This is a genomic window from Cupriavidus sp. 2TAF22 (assembly GCF_052115045.1).
GTDB lineage: Bacteria > Pseudomonadota > Gammaproteobacteria > Burkholderiales > Burkholderiaceae > Cupriavidus.
In genome coordinates, this window is the sequence record NZ_JBFRFX010000017.1 from 113,374 (window position 1) to 133,585 (window position 20,212).

Below are 20,212 nucleotides of genomic sequence, written 5' to 3' on the forward strand. Positions count from 1 at the left end.
GTCCCCCAAACGCGTGATGCATGCCGGTATTCGCACAGCATGGAAGAGCACGCCCCGATTCCTGCCGTATTCCCGGCTGGAACAAGTCCGCCGAATCATGTAGTGTGAAGTCAACGCAGTCCATCCATGACAACCTCCGCCATCGTGCGTGGCGGATAGATAATTGCAATGACAAGAGATCTGCGTGTCCGCGCAGCACAACCGGCCGACTGGCCGGCAATCGCGGAAATCCTGGAATCCTGTGGCCTCGCCAGCGACGACCTCGATCCCTCGCTGGCGCTGTTCCATATTGGCTTGCTCGACGGCAAGATCGTCGGCTGCGCCGGCACCGAGGGGTATGACGAGACCGTGGTGGTGCGCTCGGTGGCCGTGCTGCCTCCCTACCGCGACCGGGGCATCGCATCCCATATGGTTGCCGCCGCGCTGATGCGCGCACGCTCCAACGGCTGTACGCGCGCGGTGCTGCTCAGTGCCAGTTGCCCCAACTATTTTGCCCGCTATGGATTCTCGCTGATCGCGGCCGAGCGCCTGCCGCCCGCGGTGCGCGCCTCGCGCGAGTTCCAGCGCCAGGAAGGCTTGCCGCTTTGCATGTACTGCGAACTGAAGTAGGCGCATGCCCCGGGATATCCGAAGTATGAAGTCCGATGTCATGAAGACGAAACACCGATGACCTTGCCCACGCCGACGGCGCCCGCCGCCCAGCCGGATCCGGCGCCATTCGACTGCCTGGTGTACATCGGCCGTTTCGAGCCTTTCCATGACGGGCACTTCGCCATGCTGCGCCAGGCGCTGTCGCAGGCGCGCGTGGTGATCGTCGTGCTGGGCTCGGCAGGTGGGGCGCGCACGGTAAAGAATCCGTTCACCGGCGACGAGCGCCGCCGCATGATCGAGGCCGCGGTGGCCGCATGGGACGCTGCCCGCGTGCCGGATCTGCGCTTCGTGGCCGTGCGCGACTACTACGAGGGCCCGCGCTGGGCTGCCGCCGTGCGCGCCGCCGTGGGCGCGGTCCTGGGCGAGTTCCTGGGCGAGTTCCCGGGTGCGGAGCCGGGCCTGCGCGCCGAGGCGCGCGTCGGGCTGTTCGGGCATTTCAAGGATGCATCCTCGGGCTATCTCAACGACTTCCCCGGCTGGCCCCTGGTGCCGCAGCCCAGCTTCGGACAACTCAATGCGGCCGATGTGCGCGGGCAGTGGTTCGCACAGGCGGGCGCGCTCGATGGCGTGGAGCGCGTGCTGCCGCCCCCGGTCGCTGCCTTCCTGCGCGAGTTCGCCGCGCGCGAGGCCTTCGCCGTGCTGCTGGCTGAGTACCGCTTCCTCGAGGACCATCGCCACCGTTGGGCGGCCGCGCCGTATCCGCCGGTCTTCGTCACCGTGGACGCGGTGGTGCGCTGCTGCGGCCATGTGCTGCTGATCCGCCGCGGCGGCCAGCCCGGGCGCGGCGCATGGGCGCTGCCGGGCGGCTTTCTGGACCAGCACGAGCGCGTGGCCGACGCGGTCCTGCGCGAGCTCGACGAGGAAACCCGCTTCAATCTGCCAAAGGCCGAGTTGCAGCAGGCATGCCGCAGCCAGGCGCTGTTCGACCACCCCGAGCGCAGCCAGCGCGGGCGCACGCTGACCCACGCCTTCTTCTTCGACCTGCCGCTCGATGCACTGCCCGGGGTGGACGCCGCCGACGACGCGGCGGCGGTGCGCTGGCTGCCGCAGCAGGAGTTGCTGGCGCTGGAAGGGCAGATGTTCGAGGATCACCTGCTGATCCTCGACCACTTTCTCCACCTGTTCGAAGCAGGGCCCGCCCGGCCTCGCTGACCGCCCGGGTCGGCCAGCGCCAGGGCCAGGGGCGCCGTCTGGTCCACCAGCCGGATGCCGATCGGGGCCTCGCGGGCCCGCAACCGCCCGCATCCCGATTCATCCGTGCCGGTGCGCCAGCCTTTCATCCTCCCCATGTCCGCATCGGTGAATTTCCACCGTCACATGCACAAGCTCCTCGTGCACGGATAGTGCCTCCCTGACCTGCGCCGGCGTGAGCGCATTGTCGTGCGTCACCAGGCTGGCAATCACCGCGAACTTCTGCTTGCCCACGCGCCACACATGCAGGTCGGTCACGCGCGTGCCTTCGGGTCCCTGGTCGAAGCTGGCCAGTACCTCGCGCACTTCGTCCACCACCGGGTGGTCCATCTCGCGGTCCAGCAGCACGGTGCCGGTCTGCCTGAGCAGGCCGAGCGCCCAGTGGCCGACCAGCGCCGCGCCGACGAGGCCCATCACGGGGTCCAGCCAGGCCAGCCCGAGCCACCAGCCACCGGCCAGGGCCAGCACCGCCAGTACCGAGGTGGCGGCATCGGCCAGCACATGCAGGTAGGCGGAGCGCAGGTTCAGGTCGTGGTGGTGCGCACCGCCGTGACCGTGGTCGTGATCGTGATCGTGGCCGTGGTGATGGTCATGCCCGTGTTCATGCCCGTGGTGAGCGTCGCCCAGGATCAGCGCGCATGCCAGGTTGACCAGCAGCCCGACGATGGTCACCGCCATCGCTTCGCGATAGTGGATGGCCTGCGGGCTGAACAGCCGCTCCACCGAGCCGTACACCATCAGCGCGGCCACGCCGAGCAGGACGATGGCGCTGGCAAAGCCGGCCAGCACTTCGATCTTCCACGCGCCGAAGGCAAAGCGCTTGTCGCCGGCGTAGCGGCGGGCGGCGGCGTAGGCAAAGGCGGCCAGGCCGATTGCCAGCGCGTGCGAGCTCATATGCCAGCCGTCGGCCAGCAGCGCCATCGAATTGAACCACAAGCCGGCGGCGATCTCGGCCACCATGGTGGCGGCGGTGATGAGCATCACCAGGCGGGTGCCGCGTTCGGCGGCGCGATTGCCTGTGTCGAAGACGTGGCTGTGGGTCCAGCGGGAGAGGTCCTGGGTATGCATGATGGCTTTGCCCTGCGTGGCGAAATGATGTGATTGGCGCAAGCGTAACAGCGCCGGCGCGGCAGGCCGCCTTCGTCCATGCCGGCAGCGTGGTGTTGGCCCGTGCCGCCTCGCGCGGGGTTGCCCCCGGGCTGTCACGCCCATCTGCTATTGTTGGCACGCTGCCTGCCACCGTGCAAGGCCCCGACAGCCCCACACAACCCAATGCACGCCACCACCCTCGCTCCCGCGGCCGCCCCGGCGCCCATTTCCCTGCGCCAGGCTTTCTGGTACTGGCTCAAGCTAGGCTTCATCAGCTTCGGCGGCCCCGCCGGGCAGATCGCCATCATGCACGAGGACCTGGTCGAGCGGCGCCGCTGGATCTCCGAGGCTCGCTTCCTCCATGCGCTCAACTATTGCATGGTGCTGCCCGGGCCCGAGGCGCAGCAACTGGCGACCTATATCGGCTGGCTGATGCACCGTACCTGGGGCGGCGTGATGGYGGGCGGGCTGTTCGTGCTGCCGTCACTGCTGATCCTGATGCTGCTGTCGTGGGTCTACCTGCGCTTCGGCGAGGTGCCCGCGGTGGCCGGCGTCTTGTACGGCATCAAGCCGGCGGTGACGGCCATCGTGATGTCGGCGGCATGGCGCATCGGCTCGCGCGCCCTGCGCAACGGCTGGCTCTGGGCCATTGCGGCGGCCTCGTTCGTCGCCATCTTCGCGCTGGCATTGCCGTTCCCGCTGATCGTGGTGGGCGCCGCCCTGATCGGCCATGTGGGCGGGCGCCTGGCGCCTGCGCGCTTTGCTGGCGCGGGCGGGCACGGCGCCGCCAGGGCGGGCCACGGCCCCGCGCTGATCGACGACGGCACGCCGACGCCCGAGCATGCCAGTTTCACCTGGCCGCGCTTTGCGCGCGTACTCGGCGTCTTCCTGGCGATCTGGGCGCTGGCGCTGGGCGCGCTGGCATGGCGCTACGGCTGGCAGGGCACGCTCACGCAAATGGGCTGGTTCTTCACCAAGGCGGCGCTGATGACCTTCGGCGGAGCCTATGCGGTGCTGCCCTATGTGAACCAGGGCGCGGTCGAGCATTTCCACTGGCTCACCGCGCCGCAGATGATCGACGGGCTGGCGCTGGGAGAAACCACGCCCGGCCCGCTGATCATGGTGGTGGCCTTCGTGGGCTTCGTCGGCGGCTGGACGCACGCGGTGCTTGGCGCCGGCAGCGAACTGGCCTCGGGCGTGGCGGCGGCCGCACTGGTGACCCTCTTCACCTTCCTGCCGTCCTTTCTGTTCATCCTGCTCGGCGGGCCGTTCGTGGAGAGCACGCACGGCAACCTGAAGTTCACCGCGCCGCTGACCGCCATCACGGCGGCGGTGGTCGGGGTGATCGTCAACCTGGCGGTGTTCTTTGCCTCGCACGTGCTGTGGCCGGCCGGGCTGCAGGGCCGCTTCGACTGGCCTTCGGCCCTGATCGGGCTGGCCGCGGCGGTGGCACTGTTCCGCTTCAAGGCGGGGGTGATCCCGGTGATCCTCTGCTGCGGGCTGGCGGGCATGGCCATCACGCTGCTGCGCTGAGCGCCGCCAGCCGCCACCGACCGCTACCAGCCGCTGTGGGGCACGCCGGGCTCGCGGTGCGCGGCGAAGTGCTGCGCGAGGTAGTCCACGAAGGCGCGCACCTTGGCGGTGAGCTGGTCGCGCGTGAGGAAGACCGCGAACACATCGGCGGGCGGTGTCGACCAGTCGGGCAGCACCTGGCGCAGCCGCCCTGACCTGAGCATCGGCGCCACCTCCCATTCCGAGCGCATCAGGATGCCGTGGCCCTGCAAGGCCCAGCCTAGCGCCACCTCGCCATCGTTGGTGCTGGCGGGCCCGCGCACCTTCACGGTTTCCTGGCGGCTGGCCGAGCGCAGGTGCCAGGTGCCGTAGGTGGCGTCGCTCTCGCGGATCACGATGCAGCGGTGCTGCTGCAGCTCGCGCGGCGAGGCCGGCTCGCCGTGGCTGGCCAGGTAGCGCGGCGAAGCGCACAGCAGGCGGCGGTTATGTGCGATGGGGCGCGCGCTCAGGCGGGCATCGGGCAGGTCGCCCACGCGGATGCCCACGTCGAAGCCGGCCTCGGCCAGGTTGAGCGGCCGGTCGGTCAGTTCCAGCTGCACCTCCACCTCGGGGCAGGCCAGCAGGAAGGCGCCCACCGCGGGCGCCACGTGGCGCCTGCCGAAGCCGAGCGTGGCGTTGACCCGCAGCAGGCCGCGCGGTGCCACGCGGCTGCCGCCCAGGCCTTGCTCCAGCTCCTCGAGCTCGGCCAGGATGCGCGCGCCGCGTTCGAGGTAGGCCTCGCCTTCCTGCGTCACGCTCAGCCGGCGCGTGGTGCGGTTGAGCAGGCGCACGCCCAGGCGGGCCTCCAGCGCGGCCAGCCGCTTGCTGGCCGCGGATGGCGTGATGCCGAACTGCTGCGCCGCGCCGGCCAGGCTGCCGCGCTTGACCAGGGTGACGAAGAAGGCGAGGTCGGAGAAATTGTCCACGTGGCGAGCGGCGGTCGATGGCGGCGGCAAGGCGCCAGGATTGCTGAAAATGAAGACCGAATGAAAGTCTGTGAATGAAATTATAGCGGCGGGTTCAATGCTTACACTGGCATCTACGCGGATCTGCACCTGATCCCGACAGGAGGACGAATCGTGTTCGAAGGCTTCACCCCGCGCCGCGTGCAATGCGGCGACGTCGAGATCCATGCCGTGGTGGGCGGGCAGGGCCCGGCCCTGCTGCTGTTGCATGGCCATCCGCAGACACATGTGATCTGGCACAGGGTGGCCGCCACGCTGGCGCGCCATTTCACCGTGGTCGCCACCGACCTGCGCGGCTACGGCGACAGCGGCAAGCCCGCCGGCCTGCCCGACCATGCCAACTACAGCAAGCGCGCCATGGCGCAGGACCAGGTCACGGTCATGCGCACGCTCGGCTTCGAGCGCTTCCTGGTGATGGCGCACGACCGCGGCGGCCGCGTGGCCCACCGCATGGCGCTGGACCATCCCGATGCGGTGCGGCGGCTGGTGACGCTGGACATCGCGCCCACGCTGGCCATGTACGAGCAGACCAGCCTGCAGTTCGCCACCGCCTACTGGCACTGGTTCTTCCTGATCCGCCCGGCGCCGTTCCCCGAGACGCTGATCGAGGCCGATCCCGCGCTCTACCTGCGCAGCACCATGGGCAGTCGCAGCGCCGGCCTGGCGCCATTTACCGACGAGGCCATGGCCGAGTACCTGCGCTGCCTCAGGCAGCCCGGCGCGGCGCACGGGCTGTGCGAGGACTACCGGGCCAGCGCCTCGGTCGACCTCGAGCACGATCGTGCCGACATCGCCGCCGGGCGCCAGGTCGAGTGCGGGATGCTGGCCTTGTGGGGCGAGCAGGGCGCGGTGGGCCGCTGCTTCGCGCCGCTGGAGGAATGGCGCAAGGTGGCGCGCAACGTACAGGGCAAGAGCCTGCCGTGCGGCCACTATATCGCCGAGGAAATGCCGGAACTGCTGCTGGAAGAAACGCTGCCGTTCCTGCTGGCGGAGCGCTGACGCCGCGCGGCCGGGTGCTGCGCGATCGGCCGGGCTGGCATACACTCGCTGGCTTCATCCGCCGGCCAGGCGCCGGCCAACCGCACGCGATTCCGCCCATGCCGCCTCGCAAGACCGCCGCCCGTCCGGCCGAAACCCCCGTCGCCGAGCCCGCCGAAGGCCGCGCCACCAGCGACCAGGCCATCCAGCTGCTGGATGGCGCCGTGCGCCATGTGCTGGAGCACGGCATCGGCGATCTCTCGCTGCGCAGCGTGGCCGAGGCGCTCGGCACCAGCCACCGCATGCTGATCTACTACTTCGGCTCGGCCGACGGCTTCTGGGAGGCCGTGCTGCGCCGCATCCGCCATGCCGAACTGGAGTCGCGCGCCAGCCTGGCCACCGCCGAGACCGATCCGGCCCGCGCGCTCGAATTGGCCTGGGCCCGCTACTCGGCGGACAACTACCTGCCGGTCATCCAGCTGCTGTTCGAGATCTACGGGCGCGCCATCCGGGATCGCGAGCGCTTCCAGGCCTTTCTGGACGACGTGATCGGCAGCTGGATCGGCGCGCTGAGCGAGCGCTTCCACAAACAGCACGGACTGAGCGCGAGCGAGGCGAAGCTGCGCGCGCGCGTCGAGCTGGCCACGGTGCGCGGCCTGCTGCTCGACCTGGTCACCACCGGTGACCGCAAGGGCACCACCGCGGCCCTCAAGTATTTCGCGCGCATGCTCAATGCGCCGGGGGCCGCGCAGGCGTCTGACGCCTGAGCGCCTGACGACCTGATGCCACGCGGCGCCTCGATGGCGCCGCGCTGCTTTCTGGCGCGGCCACCCTCTCCGGTTCCTGCCCGGTTCCTCTCCGGTCACTTGCCTGCCGCGCGCACGCGGCCCGCGTCCGGCCGTCTTCTCTTCTTCGTGTACCACGTGGTACAGTAAACCGCATGCCGCCCTGAAGACCATGGCGGCGCGGAGGAAAAAGGAGACCGATGTGAAGAGACGCAAGCTGATGCTGGCTGCCGTGCTGGCAGCCGCGGGATGGACGTGCGGCGCGCCCGCGTACGCGCAGGACTGGCCGCAGCGCCCCGTGCGGCTGGTGGTGCCGCAGGCCGGCGGCAGCGGCAACGACGTGCTGGCGCGCGCGCTGGCCGAAGCGCTCGGCAAGCGCTGGGGCCGCGCCGTGGTGGTGGAGAACCGCCCCGGCGCCAACGGCGTGCTGGCCATCAACTACGTGCTGCAGCAGCCGGCCGACGGCTACACGCTGTTCTTTGCCGGCGTGTCCAACCTGGCCTTCAATCCCTTCCTGTATCCGTCGCTGCCCTATGTGCCGCAGCGCGACCTGGCCGGCGTGGCGATGCTGGCCAGCTCGCCGTTCGTGCTGGTGGTGGCGCCGTCGCTGCACGTGGCCAGCTTTGCCGAATTCGTGCGCCAGGCCAAGGCGCGTCCGGCCGCCATCAGTTTTGCCTCGGGCGGCATCGGCAACTCGACCCACCTGGCGATGGAACTGGTGGCCGAGCGCGCCGGCATCCGCCTGCAGCATGTGCCGTTCAACGGCGCGGGCGGCTCGACCAGCCTGTTGTCGGGCGAGACGCCCGCGATGATGAACGTGGTCGCCGGCGTGCAGCCGTATATCGCCGGCAAGAAGCTGGTGCCGCTGGCGGTGACCGGGGAGAGGCGCCTGCCGGCGCTGCCGGACGTGCCGACCTTCCGGGAACTCGGCTATGACGTGGCCGTGCCCGGCTGGTATGCCATCGTGGCCAAGGCCGGCACGCCGGCGGCGCTGGTCGGCAGGATCAACGCCGACATCAACGCGGCCCTGGACGAACCCGCCTTCAAGGAGAAGCTGGCCAGCCAGTTCCTCGACCCCATCAAGGGCCCGCCCGCGGAAGTGGAGCGCCATATGCGGCGCGACGCCGAGGCGTGGGGGCCATTCATCCGCAAGCTCGGCATCGCGCTCTGACGCACAGGGCGCAGGACACAGGACACAGGAGACAAGACATGCCCCGTATCACCACCGCCGTGCGCGACTACCGCATGGCCATGATGCACCAGCTGATGGACCGCCTGCGCGTGGACGCGCTGGTGTTCGGCACCCCGGACTTCTTCCAGTTCGCCACCAACTTCCAGCTCGACGTGTGGCCGTGGGAGCGGCCCGTGTTCGTGTTCGTGCCGCGTAGCGGCGAGCCGTTCGCGGTGATGAACGAGCTGTCCACCAACCATATGCGGCTGAGCACGGAGAACGAATCGGTGTGGCTGCGCGATGTGACGTACTACGCCGAGCATCCGCGCGTCTCGCGGCGCCTGCCGCTGGCGCCGCAGCTGCCCGAGGTGGTGGCGTCGCTGCTGGCCTCGCACGGGCTCGGCGGCGCGCGCATCGCGGTGGACGTAAGCCACCCGGTCCTGGCCGCGGCGCAGCGCCATCTGCCGGAGCTGGTGCTGCGCCCGGCCATGGCCGAGATGCGCGGCATGCGCTGGGTCAAGCATGCCGAGGAGCTGGAGGTGATGCGCGCGCTAGGCGCGCTCACGGACTGGGTGCAGGACCGCTATCGCGAGCATATCCGGCCGGGACGGCTGGTGCAGGAGCTGGACCATGCCATGTCGGCGCTGATGGTGGAAGAGGCGGCGCGCCGCTTTCCCGGCGAGGATTTCGAGATCCTCAAGTGCTGGACGCTGACCGGCGCCGCCTCGGCCTCGCCCCACGGCGACGGCGCGTCGTGCGGGGCGCGCATCGCATCCGGCGATACCATCGTCAACCTGATCCTGCCACGCCTGAACGGCTACTACGTGGAGAACGAGCGCACCTGGTTCTGCGGCAAGCCCGGCGAGCGGCAGGCGCATTGCTACCAGGTGGCCGCCGAAGCCACCGATGCGGCGGTGGCTGCCGCGGTAAGCGGGCGCCGCGTGTGCGACATGGACGCTGCCGCGCAGGCGGTGATCGAGCGCGCCGGCCTGGGCGAATACATCTTCCACCGCACCGGGCACGCGGTCGGGCTGATGCTGCACGAGTATCCGGAGGACATGGCCTTCAACACGCGGCCGTTGCTGGCGGGCGAGGTCTATTCGGCCGAACCCGGCATCTACGTGTATGGCCTCGGCGGCTTCCGCCTCGACGACACCGTGGTGGTGGGCGAGCGGCCCGAGGTCATCGTGAAGACGCCGAAGACGCTCGCCTACGCCACCGTGGCGTAGGCCTCGACCGGTCCCTTGTCGCCCCGCCCGGCCGCGCGGTGATTGCGCGGGGTGATCGCGCAGGCGCGCCCGCCGGGCCTGAGCAGCCCCGCTGATGAAGTGGATGTTGGAGCGCAAAATCGACTTCCGGCCGAGGAAGCCTGCGACGCCGCCCGGGGCAATTTGCTCGGCAGGCCGCTGCCGCCGTCGGCGTCTGCCAGCCTGGTGCGGGCGGATGCGCTCCCTGACGCGGCACGGCAACAGGGACCGGGATGGGCCGAGCAGGATGCAGCCCGGAGGTGCATAATCGCTCACCAGTACGACGAGCCCTAGCCGGAGTGGTCGACCGGCGTCCAACATACATTCATGAATGGATGTATAATTCCGGAATTATTCGCCTGGCGACAGGCGTTTGTTGCGGAATTTGACCATGACTTACCGTTTTATTGCCGGATGTATTGGCACCTGGCTTGCGATCGCCGTGACCGCGGGCTTGGTGGTGGAACGTCTCTGGTCCTGAGTACGGGTGGTCGGCCTTGCCGCGGGAGAGGTGGCAAGGTTTTCGCTAGGACTTGCCACTCTTCGCGGTAAATACCACCCACCATGCTCATGACCAATCAGAAGAAGACCGGCCTTGCCCGCCGGTTCGCATCGCAATTCAAGGCGCTTGCCGCCGTTGCCGCTTTCGGCGCCTGCGCGTCCGCGTACGCCGACCCCGCCGTCCACTTTGCCTTCGGCCGTGATCCGGGCCACAACATCAACAAGTACGAAGTCGGCGTGAACTGGGATTCCGGCTTCAACTGGGGCAACCCGCAGGGCTGGCTGTTCAAGTTGCAGTGGGAGGCCGAACTGGCCGAATGGAACACCCTGAGCGGCACCAACCACCATAACGTGACCGAGTTCGGCTTCTCGCCGATCTGGCGCCTGGAAAAGCGCGGCGGCGCCTGGGTACCGTTCCTCGAAGCGTCGGTCGGCGTGCGCATGATGAGCAGCAAGTACACCTCGGAAGAGCACCGCTCCGGCAGCCTGTTCCAGTTCTCCGACATGCTTGGCCTGGGCGTGGCTTTCGGTCCCAGGACCGCCTATGAAGCCGGCTTCCGCTACCAGCACGTCTCCAACGCCGGCATCAAGCAGCCCAATCCGGGCAGTGGTTTCTACACGGGCTACGTGCGCTATCGCTTCTGATCGCGCTTGCGGCGCCCCGGCGGCCGCGGCGCGACCCGCGGCCGGGCCGGCCTGACACTCAGGCCAGCCGCGCCAGCCCCGCTCGCGCGTTGCGCGCACCGCGCCCGATGCCCTCGGCGCTCCCTGGCGGCGTGGCCGGGCTTTGCACGCCACGCAGCGCATCGAAGAAGCGCCACAGCGCTGGCGCATCGCTCGTTGCCACATTGAAGCGGATCCACGGCGAATCCCCTTCCTCCGGCACGAAATACGAACCCGGCGCCAGCCAGATGCCATGCTCCAGCGCCTGCGTGGCCAGCCGGTTGCCGGACAGCGCGGCCTCGCCGCCGCTTTCGTCGGCGCGCACGCGCGCCCAGGCAAACATCCCGCCTTCCGGGCGCAGCAGCACTTCCAGCCCGTGCGCCTCCATCTTGTCCGTGATGCGGTCCTGCTGGCCGCGCAGCCGCTCGGCCAGCGCCGCCACGTGGCGGCCGTAGTGGCCGCTGGTCAGCACCGAGTACACCAGCCGTTCGGTCACTTCCGACGACGTCAGCCCCACCGCCATCTTGGTACGCGCCAGCGCCTTGGCCAGCTCCGGGCTGGCGGCCAGGTAGCCCACCCGCAGCGACGGCGTGATGGTCTTGGAGAAGCCGTTGACGTAGATCACGTGCGAGAGGCCGTCCATGGCCGCCAGCATCGGTGAGCCGGCCGGCGCCAGCTCGCGGTAGATATCGTCTTCCACCACCAGCAGGCGGTATTGCTCGGCCAGCTGCAGCACGCGGTGCGCGTTCATGCTGGTGAGCGTGCCGCCGGTGGGGTTCTGCAGCACCGTGTTGACGAACAGCGCGCGCGGCGCATGGGTGCGGATGGCGTGGTCGAGGGCGTCGGTGTCGAGCCCCGCGGCGGTGCGGCGCACGCCGATCACCTGCAGGCCCGCCACGCGCAGGATCTGCAGCAGGTTGCAGTAGCAGGGATCCTCCACCAGCACCGTATCGCCGGGACGCAGCAGCGTGCGCACCACCAGGTCCAGCGCCTGCGTGGCGCCCTGCGTCAGCACGACCTGCTGGGCCTGCACCGGCATGCCGTACTGGCTGAGGCCGGCGGCGATATGCTCGCGCAGCGCGGCAAAGCCGTACGGATGGCCATAGCCGGACACCTGCGCGGCGGGCACGCGCGCGGCGGCGCGCATGGCCTGGTGCAGTCCCTCTTCGTTGAGCCAGTCGCCTGGCAGCCAGCCCGCGCCCGCCTTGATCGGCACCGAATGATCGGCGAACACATCGGACAGCAGCCACGCGGCATTCAGCCCGGGCGCCTCCCAGCGCGCGGCAGGGGCCTGGCCGGCGGGGGCATGCCGATGCGCCACCGTGTAGCCCGAGCCCACCCGCGCGCTCAGGTAGCCCAGCGCGGTCAGGCGGCCGTAGGCCTCGGCCACGGTGAAGGTGCTCACGCCATGCTGCCGGGCGAAGCGCCGCACCGACGGCAGCGCCACGCCGGCGCGCAGCACGCGGCGCTCGACCAGGCTGGCGATGCCGGCCACGATCTGTTCGGTCAGGGTGTCGCCGCTACGGCGGCCGCGCACGAGTTCCAGGTTAAGCATGCATCACGCGTGGTGGGTTGGACCTGTACAGTTTAATCGCGCGGCGCGCTGGGCGGGAAGCGAGATCTTTCTCGCGTTCCATGTGGCAATGCAGCGGAATCCCGCTGCGGGCGCGGCTTTCCATGCCGCACCGCGCCATGGCACACCCGCCGGCGATGCGGCCCGGCAAACCGCCTCGTTCCTGATCTGTACGGTTGTTATAGTCGAACCTGTACGGTCAGGCGATGTTTTGTCGACCGTATATTCTTTATGGGAGGGCCTCCCGCTACAGTGGCCACATTCACCGGCAGTGCCCAAGGCAATGCCGGGATGCCCAGCGAAATAAACCGGGCGCGGCGCCGATCGCCGCCGCCCAAGACGAACCCCCTGAGGAGGAACGTATGGATGCCGCCAAGACCGTGATCCCCGATCTCGATGCCCTGTGGATGCCGTTTACCGCCAACCGCCAGTACAAGGCGGCGCCGCGCCTGCTCGCCTCGGCCAGCGGCATGTACTACACCACGCACGACGGCCGCCAGGTCCTCGACGGGTGTGCCGGCCTGTGGTGCGTGGCCGCCGGCCACTGCCGCACGGAGATCACCGAAGCGATCACGCGCCAGGTGCAGACGCTGGACTACGCGCCGCCGTTCCAGATGAGCCATCCGCTGACCTTCGAGGCCGCCACCAAGGTGGCCGCGATCATGCCGTCCGGCCTCGACCGCATCTTCTTCACCAACTCGGGTTCGGAATCGGTCGACACCGCGCTGAAGATCGCGCTGGCCTACCACCGTGCGCGCGGCGAAGGCCAGCGCACCCGCTTCATCGGCCGTGAGCGCGGCTATCACGGCGTGGGCTTCGGCGGCATGGCGGTTGGCGGCATCGGCCCGAACCGCAAGGCCTTCGCGGCCAACCTGATGCCCGGCACCGACCACCTGCCGGCCACGCTCAATATTGCCGAGGCGGCCTATTCCAAGGGCCAGCCGCAATGGGGCGCGCACCTGGCCGAAGACCTGGAGCGCATCCTGGCGCTGCACGATCCGTCCAACGTGGCGGCCGTGATCGTCGAGCCCCTGGCCGGTTCGGCCGGCGTGCTGGTGCCGCCGGCGGGCTATCTGGAAAAGCTGCGCGAGATCACCAGCCGCCACGGCATCCTGCTGATCTTCGACGAAGTCATCACCGCCTTCGGCCGCCTGGGCGCCGCTACCGCGGCCGAGCGCTTCAAGGTCACGCCGGACCTGATCACGATGGCCAAGGCCATCAACAACGCAGCCGTGCCGATGGGCGCGGTGGCGGTCAAGCGCGAAGTGCATGACACCGTGGTCAACTCCGCCGCGCCGGGCGCGATCGAGTTCCTGCACGGCTACACCTACTCGGGCCACCCGCTGGCGGCAGCCGCGGCCATCGCCACGCTGGACCTCTACAAGCGCGAGAACCTGTTCGGCCGCGCCGCCGACCTGGCTCCGGTTTTCGAGACCGCGGTGCACGGCGTGCGTGGCGCGCCGCATGTCAAGGACATCCGCAACCTCGGCCTGGTGGCCGGCATCGAGCTCGAGCCGCGTCCGGGCCAGCCCGGCGCGCGCGGCTACGAAGCCTTCCTCAAATGCCTGGAGCGCGGCGTGCTGGTGCGCTACACCGGCGACATCCTGGCCTTCTCGCCGCCGCTGATCATCACGGAAGAGCAGATCGGCCACATGTTCGATACCGTGAAGCAGGTCCTGCAGGACGTGCAGTAACGGCAAATCGCCGCGGATGCCTGCAAGGATCCGCGGCGGCAAGACAAGGAATACTGACGTGAACATCGCAGAAAACCGGCAGATCGCCGACATCCAGCATTACATCGGCGGCATCGCGCGCGCCGGTTCGTCGGGCCGCTTCGCCGACGTCTTCAACCCGGCCACCGGCGCCGTGGCCGGCCGCGTGGCGCTCGGCACCGCGCAGGACGTGGCCGCCGCGGTGGCGGCCGCGCACGCTGCCTTCCCGGCCTGGTCCGAGACCGCGCCGCTCAAGCGCGCGCGCATCCTGTTCAAGTTCAAGGAACTGCTGGACCGCCACCATGACGACCTGGCCGCGCTGATCACGCGCGAGCACGGCAAGGTGTTCTCCGACGCCAAGGGCGAAGTCACGCGCGGCATCGAAGTGGTGGAATTCGCCTGCGGCATCCCCAACCTGCTCAAGACCGATTTCACCGACAACATCGGCGGCGGCATCGACAACTGGAACCTGCGCCAGCCGCTGGGCGTGGTGGCCGGCATCACGCCGTTCAACTTCCCGGTGATGGTGCCGATGTGGATGTTCCCGGTGGCGCTGGCCTGCGGCAACACCTTCGTGCTCAAGCCGAGCGAGCGCGACCCCTCGCCCTCGCTGCTGATCGCCGACCTGCTCAAGCAGGCCGGCCTGCCCGACGGCGTGTTCAACGTGGTGCAGGGCGGCAAGGAAGCCGTTGACGCGCTGCTCGCGCACAAGGACGTGCAGGCGCTGTCGTTCGTCGGCTCCACGCCGATCGCCGAGTACATCTATACCGAAGGCACGAAGCACGGCAAGCGCGTGCAGGCCCTGGGCGGCGCCAAGAACCACCTCGTGGTGATGCCCGACGCCGACCTGGACCAGGCCGTGGACGCGCTGATCGGCGCCGCCTACGGCTCGGCCGGCGAACGCTGCATGGCGATCTCGGTCGCCGTGGCGGTGGGCGAGGTGGCCGACCAGCTGGTGCCGCGCCTGGCCGAACGCGCGCAGGCGCTGAAGATCCGCAACGGCATGGAAGCCGATGCCGAGATGGGCCCGCTGGTGACCGCCGCCCACAAGGCCAAGGTGGAAGGCTATATCGCCCGCGGCGTGGAAGAAGGCGCCACGCTGGTGACCGACGGCCGCGGCCACAAGGTCGAGGGCCATGAGGAAGGCTTCTACGTGGGCGGCACGCTGTTCGACCACGTCACGCCGGACATGACCATCTACAAGGAAGAGATCTTCGGCCCGGTACTGTCGGTGGTGCGCGTGCACGACTTTGCCCAGGCGGTGGACCTGATCAACGCGCACGAGTACGGCAACGGCGTGTCCTGCTACACCAGCGACGGCGGCGTGGCGCGCGCGTTCTCGCGCCAGATCCAGGTGGGCATGGTCGGCATCAACGTGCCGATCCCGGTGCCGATGGCGTGGCACTCGTTCGGCGGCTGGAAGCGCTCGCTGTTCGGCGACCACCATGCCTACGGCGAGGAAGGCATCCGCTTCTACACGCGCTACAAGAGCGTCATGCAGCGCTGGCCGGACAGCATCGCCAAGGGCGCGGAGTTCACCATGCCGGTGGCGAAGTAGTCCCCGGGCTGTTGCCGGGTGACAAGGAAAGCACGGGTTTGCGCCCGTGCTTTTTTGTTTTCCGGCTGGTGGCGGGCAAGCGCGGTGCCGCGGCAGCCCGGATACGGCGGCACCGCGCGAAGTGACGTCCGCGCACGGAGGCCAAGGTAAACTACGCCGCTTTTCAGAGCCGAGAAGCGCCAGGAGTGCCCGCCATGAGTCTGTTCCGCACCAAGAACATCGAGGCCATGCTGGCCGCCGCGCGCGACGACGGCCTGAAGAAAGTGCTGGGCCCCGTCGACCTGATCATGATGGGCATCGGCGCCATCATCGGCACCGGCATCTTCGTGCTGACCGGCACCGGCGCGCTGACCGCCGGGCCCGCCCTGACGGTCTCCTTCGTCATCGCCGCGCTGGCGTGCGGGTTTGCCGCGCTGTGCTACGCCGAGTTCGCGTCCGCGATCCCCGTCTCCGGTTCCATCTACACCTACAGCTACGCCACGCTCGGCGAGATCGTGGCGTGGATGATCGGCTGGGACCTGCTGCTCGAATATGGCCTGGCCACCTCGGCGGTGTCGGTGGGATGGTCGGGGTATTTCCAGTCGCTGATGGGCGGCTTCGGCATCCACCTGCCGGCGGCGCTGAGCGCCGCGCCGGGTGCGGTGCCGGGCGTGGAGACGCTGTTCAACCTGCCGGCCGCGGTGATCATGCTGGCGATCACCTGGGTGGTGTCGTACGGCGTGCGCGAATCGGCGCGGCTCAACAATGTGATGGTGGCCATCAAGATTGCGGTGGTGCTGCTGTTCATCGCGGTGGGCGTGTGGCATGTGAAGCCAGCCAACTGGCATCCGTTCGCGCCGTTCGGCCTCGACGGCATCTTCAACGCGGCGGCGCTGGTGTTCTTTGCCTTTATCGGCTTCGACGCGGTGACCTCCGCCGCCGAGGAAGTGCGCAACCCGCGCCGCGACCTGCCCATCGGCATCATCGGCTCGCTGGCGGTCTGCACCGTGCTGTACGTGACGGTGGCGGCGATCATGACCGGCATCGTGCCGTTCGCCAAGTTTGCCGGCGTCGATCACCCGGTCTCGCTGGCGCTGCAGTACGCCGGGCAGAACTGGGTAGCCGGCTTCGTCGACCTGGGTGCGATCCTGGGCATGACCACGGTGATCCTGGTGATGACCTTCGGCCAGACCCGCATCATCTTCGCCATGTCGCGCGACGGCCTGCTGCCGGAGCGGCTGTCCAGGGTGCATCCGGTGCATGCCACGCCGTTCTTCGCTACCTGGACCGTGGGCATCGTGTTCGCGGCGATCGCCGCCTTCGTGCCGCTCAACGTGCTGGCGGAGCTGATCAATATCGGCACCCTGTCGGCCTTCACGCTGATCTCGGTGGCGGTGCTGGTGCTGCGCAAGACCCGGCCCGAACTGCCGCGCGCCTTCCGCTGCCCGGGCGTGCCGGTGGTGCCGCTGCTGTCGGTGGGCTTCTGCCTGTTCCTGATGGCCCACCTGCAGGCACTGACCTGGATCGCTTTCCTGGCCTGGCTGGTACTGGGCCTGGCCATCTACTTCCTCTACGCGCGCCGCAACGCCGTGTTGCACGGCGGCTGAGGGCCGGCGCCGCAATGCTTCGCAGGCGCGGGCATCGGCGAGTCCGGGCACCTGCGGGCGTGATAAGGTTCGCATGCGAAGCGCTTCGCGCACGCTCATGTGCAACCACGGATTCGGAGACGACAAGTTGAAGGACGATTCGGAACGGCGGCTGGTCTACCTGCTGAACGTCGGCCAGCGGCGGCTGCAGCGCTGGACGCAGGCGCGCACGGCGCTCGGCGGCGTGACCGCCGCGCAGGCGGGATTGCTGTTCTTCCTGGGCAAGAACAACGGCGTGCTGATGAGCGAAGCGGCCGCCGCGCTCGACATGGGCGCGCCCGGGATGAGCGGCCTGGTGGACAGGATGGCCGTGGCGGGCCTGGTGGAGCGTCGGGCCGATGCCGCCGACGGCCGTGCTTCGCGCGTCTGGCTGACACCGGCGGGCCGCGCCGCGCATGGCCGCTCGAAGGCGGGCCTGGTGGAGCTGAACGCCCGGCTGTCCGATGGCTTCAGCGAAGCGGAAATGGCTGTCGTCGCGCGCTGGCTGCAGAGCCTGCAGGATAAATTCCCCGCAGTCGAGGACTGAGCCGCGGCGGTACCCAGGCATTCAGGGCGCAGCCGGCGTGCGCCCTGAATCTGGCCTGAACGTGGCCTAGGTGCGTGTCACCCGCGAGAAATCCGCGGGCCGGCGCTGTGCGAAGGCCGCAAAGGCTTCCTTCGCTTCCGCGCTCATCAGGCGCTCCTCGAAGCAGGCGCTCTCCGCATCCATCTGCGCAACCAGCGCCTGCCCGTTGCGCATCAGCCGCTTCATGGCCTGGAGCGCGCCGGATGGCTTCGCGGCGATACGCCCGGCCATTGCCGCCGCCTCGGCATGCAACTGGCCTGCCGGCACGGTCCGGTTGGCGATGCCCCAGGCCAGCGCCTGCGTGGCCGCGACCGGTTCGCCGAGCGCGAACATCTCGAACGCGCGGGCATGGCCCACCCGCAGCGGCATCAGCAAGCTCGACGCGGCTTCCGGCACGAGCGCCAGGTTGATGAACGGCGTGATCAGCTGGGCATCGTCGGCCAGCAGCACATAGTCGCAATGCAGCAGCATGGTGGTGCCGACGCCGACCGCCTTGCCCTGTACGGCGGCGATCAGCGGCAAGCTGGTGGTGGCAAGGCTGCGCAGGAAGCGGTGCACATGCCGCTCGGCGGGGCCGTCGCCGGCGGCCTGGGCGGCGAATTCACTGACGTCGTTGCCTGCGCTGAATGTGTCGCCGGCGGCACGGATGACGATGACGCGGACCTCCGGGTCACCCGGTGCGCCTTCGATGGCATCGGCGAGTGCGCAGTACATGGCGTTGGACAGCGCATTCTTCTTGTCGGTACGCGAGATGGTCAGCGTGAGCACGCCGCCGGCGAGGTCGGTTTCGAGTTGCGGAATCACTTCGGTCTCCTGAGATAATGTTCGCATGCGAAGTATATATGTTTCGCATGCGAAGTAAACCTCGGGGCCGCCGCCGTCGCCGCCGCTTGATGGCTGGCGGGGCAGGGGCGTTCCGCCCTATTTCTCGAGCGCGCCGGCCTCCTGCAGGAAGGCCAGCGCGCGCGGCTCCTCCACGAACGCCGAGTTGATGCGGATCCAGGGCGAGGTCTCGCCGCCGGGGCGGAAGTAGTTGCCCGGCGCCAGGGTCACGCCATGCCGCTCGGCCAGCGTCACCAGTTCGCGCGAATCTTCCACGCCGCGCGTGCGCGCCCACAGGAAGTTGCCGCCCGCGGGTTCGCAATACACCTCCCAGCCCGCGCCGTGGAGCCGCCGCACCGCGCCCGCGGTGGCCTGGCGCACGCGCAGGCGCAGGCGCTCCATGTACTTGCGGTAGGCACCGCGCTCGAGCAGCGCCGCCGTCACGGCTTCGGCGAAGTGCGAGCCGGCCACGCTGGTCAGCACCTTCACATCCACCAGATCCTTGACCAGCGCCTTGTCGGCCACCAGGTAGCCAATGCGCAGCGAGGCGGACACGGTCTTGGAGAAGCCGCCGATATAGATCACGTGCTCGAGCTGGTCGAGCGTGGCGAGGCGGTCGGTGTAGTGGGTCTGGAAGTCCGAGAAGATGTCGTCCTCGACGAAGCGGAAGCCATGCCGCCGCGCCAGCTCCAGCAGGCGGAACGCCACCGGCGGCGCCAGCGTCGAGCCGGTGGGGTTCTGCAGCACGCTGTTGGTGAAGAACAGCTTGGGCTTGTGCTCGCGCAGCAAGGCCTCGGTGGCGTCCGGGTCGGGGCCGTTGGCGGTGTGCGGCACGCCCACCAGGCGCACGCCCTGCAGGCGCAGCAGCCCGAACAGGTTGTAGTAGCCGGGATCCTCCACGAATACCGTGTCGCCCGGCTTGAGCAGGCGGCGCACCACCAGGTCCAGCGCCTGGCTGGCGCCGCTGGTGATCAGCACCTGCGGCAGCTCCGCCGTGATGCCGAGCTGCCGCACGCGCGTGAGCACATGCTGGCGCAGCTCCGGCAGGCCCATCGGCGTGGCGTAGTGGATCACGCTGGCCACCTCCGTGCGTGAAACCTGGCGGATGGCCTGGGTCAGGCCCTCGAGGTCGCGCCAGTGCTCCGGCATGAAGCCGCCGGCCAGCTTGAGCATGGTGCTCGGGTGGTTGAACTGCTCCAGGATATGGTCCGACAGGTCCTCCGCCAGGCTCGGGTCGGACCAGCCGTTGGCCGCGCGCGCCAGCAACGGGCTGTCGGCGACGAAAAAGCCCGAGCCGTGGCGCGAATCGAGCAGGCCTTGCGACACCAGCCGGTCATAGGCCTCGATCACCGGGAAGCGGCTGATGCCATGTTCCGCCGCCATCTGACGGATCGACGGCAGGCGCGCGCCGGGCCGCGCGTCGCTCGAACTGATCCAGCTTTTGACCTCGTTGACGATCTGGTCGGTGATGGGCACGCCGGTGGAGGGGACGAGGGTCAGCTTCATGGTGTCGGGGCGCCGGGGCGCGGCCCCAGCCATCGAAGTGTCAGGAAAAACTACTGAAC

At 69.1% G+C, this 20,212-nt stretch carries 17 protein-coding genes; 12 read left to right on the forward strand and 5 right to left on the reverse strand.

Annotated elements, in window-relative coordinates:
• The first annotated feature begins 168 nt into the window (after positions 1–168).
• Both AB4Z48_RS21380 and AB4Z48_RS21385 read left to right on the forward strand, forming a co-directional pair.
• Positions 169–609, forward strand: coding sequence for a GNAT family N-acetyltransferase (locus AB4Z48_RS21380; protein WP_441617591.1), 441 nt, complete (start codon positions 169–171; stop codon positions 607–609).
• Between the two features lie 57 nt (positions 610–666).
• A complete protein-coding gene (locus tag AB4Z48_RS21385) occupies positions 667–1,803 on the forward strand; it encodes a bifunctional nicotinamide-nucleotide adenylyltransferase/Nudix hydroxylase (RefSeq protein WP_441617593.1) in 1,137 nt (378 codons plus the stop codon).
• Between the two features lie 99 nt (positions 1,804–1,902).
• Here AB4Z48_RS21385 and dmeF read toward each other — a convergent pair whose 3' ends face one another.
• Complete coding sequence (dmeF, locus tag AB4Z48_RS21390) at positions 1,903–2,910, reverse strand: CDF family Co(II)/Ni(II) efflux transporter DmeF (RefSeq protein ID WP_441617595.1); 1,008 nt, start codon at positions 2,908–2,910, stop codon at positions 1,903–1,905.
• 204 nt (positions 2,911–3,114) lie between these two features.
• On the opposite strand from dmeF, the gene chrA reads away from it, so the two are divergent.
• Positions 3,115–4,464, forward strand: coding sequence for a chromate efflux transporter (chrA, locus tag AB4Z48_RS21395; RefSeq protein ID WP_441617597.1), 1,350 nt, complete (start codon positions 3,115–3,117; stop codon positions 4,462–4,464).
• A 23-nt stretch (positions 4,465–4,487) separates the two neighbouring features.
• Here chrA and AB4Z48_RS21400 read toward each other — a convergent pair whose 3' ends face one another.
• Complete coding sequence (locus AB4Z48_RS21400) at positions 4,488–5,408, reverse strand: LysR family transcriptional regulator (protein WP_441617599.1); 921 nt, start codon at positions 5,406–5,408, stop codon at positions 4,488–4,490.
• A gap of 153 nt (positions 5,409–5,561) precedes the next feature.
• On the opposite strand from AB4Z48_RS21400, the gene AB4Z48_RS21405 reads away from it, so the two are divergent.
• The 5 genes from AB4Z48_RS21405 to AB4Z48_RS21425 all read left to right on the forward strand — a co-directional run bounded on the left by AB4Z48_RS21405 (position 5,562) and on the right by AB4Z48_RS21425 (position 10,774).
• Positions 5,562–6,446 (forward strand): alpha/beta fold hydrolase, encoded by an 885-nt coding sequence (locus tag AB4Z48_RS21405; protein WP_441617601.1) that lies wholly within the window; start codon positions 5,562–5,564, stop codon positions 6,444–6,446.
• A 98-nt stretch (positions 6,447–6,544) separates the two neighbouring features.
• Positions 6,545–7,192: a TetR family transcriptional regulator gene (locus tag AB4Z48_RS21410; RefSeq protein WP_441617603.1), complete on the forward strand. Its 648-nt coding sequence runs from the start codon at positions 6,545–6,547 to the stop codon at positions 7,190–7,192.
• A gap of 220 nt (positions 7,193–7,412) precedes the next feature.
• Positions 7,413–8,381 (forward strand): Bug family tripartite tricarboxylate transporter substrate binding protein, encoded by a 969-nt coding sequence (locus tag AB4Z48_RS21415; RefSeq protein ID WP_441617605.1) that lies wholly within the window; start codon positions 7,413–7,415, stop codon positions 8,379–8,381.
• A gap of 38 nt (positions 8,382–8,419) precedes the next feature.
• Positions 8,420–9,610, forward strand: a complete 1,191-nt coding sequence (locus tag AB4Z48_RS21420) for a M24 family metallopeptidase (protein ID WP_441617607.1) — start codon at positions 8,420–8,422, stop codon at positions 9,608–9,610.
• 588 nt (positions 9,611–10,198) lie between these two features.
• Positions 10,199–10,774: an acyloxyacyl hydrolase gene (locus AB4Z48_RS21425; protein ID WP_441617609.1), complete on the forward strand. Its 576-nt coding sequence runs from the start codon at positions 10,199–10,201 to the stop codon at positions 10,772–10,774.
• A 58-nt stretch (positions 10,775–10,832) separates the two neighbouring features.
• On the opposite strand, the gene AB4Z48_RS21430 is transcribed toward AB4Z48_RS21425, so the two are convergent.
• A complete protein-coding gene (locus AB4Z48_RS21430) occupies positions 10,833–12,347 on the reverse strand; it encodes an aminotransferase-like domain-containing protein (RefSeq protein WP_441617611.1) in 1,515 nt (504 codons plus the stop codon).
• Positions 12,348–12,727: 380 nt separating this feature from the next.
• Here AB4Z48_RS21430 and AB4Z48_RS21435 point away from each other — a divergent pair, with 380 nt between their 5' ends.
• The 4 genes from AB4Z48_RS21435 to AB4Z48_RS21450 all read left to right on the forward strand — a co-directional run bounded on the left by AB4Z48_RS21435 (position 12,728) and on the right by AB4Z48_RS21450 (position 17,786).
• Positions 12,728–14,059 carry an aspartate aminotransferase family protein gene (locus AB4Z48_RS21435; RefSeq protein ID WP_441617613.1) on the forward strand — a complete coding sequence of 444 codons (1,332 nt, stop codon included), beginning with the start codon at positions 12,728–12,730 and terminating at the stop codon, positions 14,057–14,059.
• 58 nt (positions 14,060–14,117) lie between these two features.
• Positions 14,118–15,635: a CoA-acylating methylmalonate-semialdehyde dehydrogenase gene (locus tag AB4Z48_RS21440; RefSeq protein WP_441617615.1), complete on the forward strand. Its 1,518-nt coding sequence runs from the start codon at positions 14,118–14,120 to the stop codon at positions 15,633–15,635.
• 194 nt (positions 15,636–15,829) lie between these two features.
• Positions 15,830–17,221 (forward strand): amino acid permease, encoded by a 1,392-nt coding sequence (locus tag AB4Z48_RS21445; RefSeq protein ID WP_441617617.1) that lies wholly within the window; start codon positions 15,830–15,832, stop codon positions 17,219–17,221.
• Between the two features lie 97 nt (positions 17,222–17,318).
• A complete protein-coding gene (locus AB4Z48_RS21450; RefSeq protein WP_441617664.1) occupies positions 17,319–17,786 on the forward strand; it encodes a MarR family winged helix-turn-helix transcriptional regulator in 468 nt (155 codons plus the stop codon).
• Positions 17,787–17,852: 66 nt separating this feature from the next.
• Here AB4Z48_RS21450 and AB4Z48_RS21455 read toward each other — a convergent pair whose 3' ends face one another.
• The gene (locus AB4Z48_RS21455) at positions 17,853–18,629 is read right to left on the reverse strand and encodes an enoyl-CoA hydratase-related protein (protein WP_441617619.1); all 777 of its coding nucleotides are present in this window, start codon (positions 18,627–18,629) and stop codon (positions 17,853–17,855) included.
• A 117-nt stretch (positions 18,630–18,746) separates the two neighbouring features.
• Positions 18,747–20,153, reverse strand: coding sequence for an aminotransferase-like domain-containing protein (locus tag AB4Z48_RS21460; RefSeq protein ID WP_441617620.1), 1,407 nt, complete (start codon positions 20,151–20,153; stop codon positions 18,747–18,749).
• Positions 20,154–20,212 lie beyond the last annotated feature (59 nt).

Coding starts and splice junctions, on each gene's coding strand:
- AB4Z48_RS21380 (WP_441617591.1), top strand. CDS start 169: ATGACAAGAGATCTGCGTGTCCGCGCAGCACAACCGGCCGACTGGCCG.
- AB4Z48_RS21385 (WP_441617593.1), top strand. CDS start 667: ATGACCTTGCCCACGCCGACGGCGCCCGCCGCCCAGCCGGATCCGGCG.
- dmeF (WP_441617595.1), bottom strand. CDS start 2,910: ATGCATACCCAGGACCTCTCCCGCTGGACCCACAGCCACGTCTTCGAC.
- AB4Z48_RS21410 (WP_441617603.1), top strand. CDS start 6,545: ATGCCGCCTCGCAAGACCGCCGCCCGTCCGGCCGAAACCCCCGTCGCC.
- AB4Z48_RS21420 (WP_441617607.1), top strand. CDS start 8,420: ATGCCCCGTATCACCACCGCCGTGCGCGACTACCGCATGGCCATGATG.
- AB4Z48_RS21425 (WP_441617609.1), top strand. CDS start 10,199: ATGACCAATCAGAAGAAGACCGGCCTTGCCCGCCGGTTCGCATCGCAA.
- AB4Z48_RS21430 (WP_441617611.1), bottom strand. CDS start 12,347: ATGCTTAACCTGGAACTCGTGCGCGGCCGCCGTAGCGGCGACACCCTG.
- AB4Z48_RS21435 (WP_441617613.1), top strand. CDS start 12,728: ATGGATGCCGCCAAGACCGTGATCCCCGATCTCGATGCCCTGTGGATG.
- AB4Z48_RS21445 (WP_441617617.1), top strand. CDS start 15,830: ATGAGTCTGTTCCGCACCAAGAACATCGAGGCCATGCTGGCCGCCGCG.
- AB4Z48_RS21450 (WP_441617664.1), top strand. CDS start 17,319: ATGTGCAACCACGGATTCGGAGACGACAAGTTGAAGGACGATTCGGAA.
- AB4Z48_RS21460 (WP_441617620.1), bottom strand. CDS start 20,153: ATGAAGCTGACCCTCGTCCCCTCCACCGGCGTGCCCATCACCGACCAG.